The sequence below is a fragment of the Stenotrophomonas sp. HMWF023 genome, from assembly GCF_003060985.1.
In the GTDB taxonomy this organism is placed as follows: domain Bacteria; phylum Pseudomonadota; class Gammaproteobacteria; order Xanthomonadales; family Xanthomonadaceae; genus Stenotrophomonas; species Stenotrophomonas lactitubi.
The window spans coordinates 12,126-13,082 of record NZ_QAIJ01000154.1 but is presented as its reverse complement, the minus strand read 5'-3'; the positions used below and the strand labels follow the sequence as shown (position 1 = coordinate 13,082).

Sequence of the window (957 nt, the reverse complement as noted above, 5' to 3'; positions counted from 1 at the left end):
TTCTCGGTAGCCGCCTTCAACCGCGTCGCCCAGTACGACGCGGCGATCAGCAACTACCTGTCTGCCGTCACTGCCACCGACGCTGCCGTGCCAGCGCGTGCCGAGTACCCGGCGCAGATGAATTCCACCTTCGTGAAGGTGATGGACCTGCGCTACGGCGAAAACCCGCACCAGAGCGGCGCGTTCTACCGCGACCTGCATCCGGTACCGGGCACGCTGGCCACCTTCCAGCAGCTGCAGGGCAAGGAACTGAGCTACAACAACCTGGCCGATGCCGATGCGGCATGGGAATGCGTGCGCCAGTTCGATACACCGGCCTGTGTCATCGTCAAGCATGCCAACCCGTGTGGCGTGGCCGTTGGCGCCGGCAACGGCGATGCCTATGAACTGGCCTACGCCACCGACCCGACCAGCGCTTTCGGCGGCATCATCGCCTTCAACAAGCCGCTCGACGCTGCGACTGCGCAGGTGATCCTCGACCGCCAGTTCGTCGAAGTGCTGATCGCCCCGGACTACGAACCGGCCGCGCTGGAATACGCGCAGAAGAAGGCCAACGTGCGCGTGCTGCGCATCCCGCACGGCGATGGCCTGAACAACTTCGACAACAAGCGCGTGGGCTCCGGCCTGCTGCTGCAGTCGTCGGACAACCGCGGCATGACCCGCGACGAACTGAAGGTGGTCAGCAAGCTGGCGCCGACCGACAAGCAGTTCACCGACCTGCTGTTCGCCTGGAAGGTCGCCAAGTTCGTGAAGTCCAACGCGATCGTCTATGCCAAGGACAACCGCACCATCGGTGTCGGTGCCGGCCAGATGAGCCGCGTGTACTCCGCACGCATCGCCGGCATCAAGGCGGCCGATGCGAACCTGGTGGTCGAAGGTTCGGTGATGGCCTCCGATGCGTTCTTCCCGTTCCGCGATGGCATCGACGCTGCAGCCGCGGCCGGCATCAAGGCGGTG

General features: G+C 64.9%; 1 protein-coding gene. It reads left to right on the top strand.

Annotated features, from left to right (window positions below; all coding sequences use genetic code 11):
* Positions 1-957: bifunctional phosphoribosylaminoimidazolecarboxamide formyltransferase/IMP cyclohydrolase (gene purH / locus DBR20_RS08455; RefSeq protein ID WP_258223258.1), on the top strand; the 957-nt coding region annotated here is incomplete at both ends.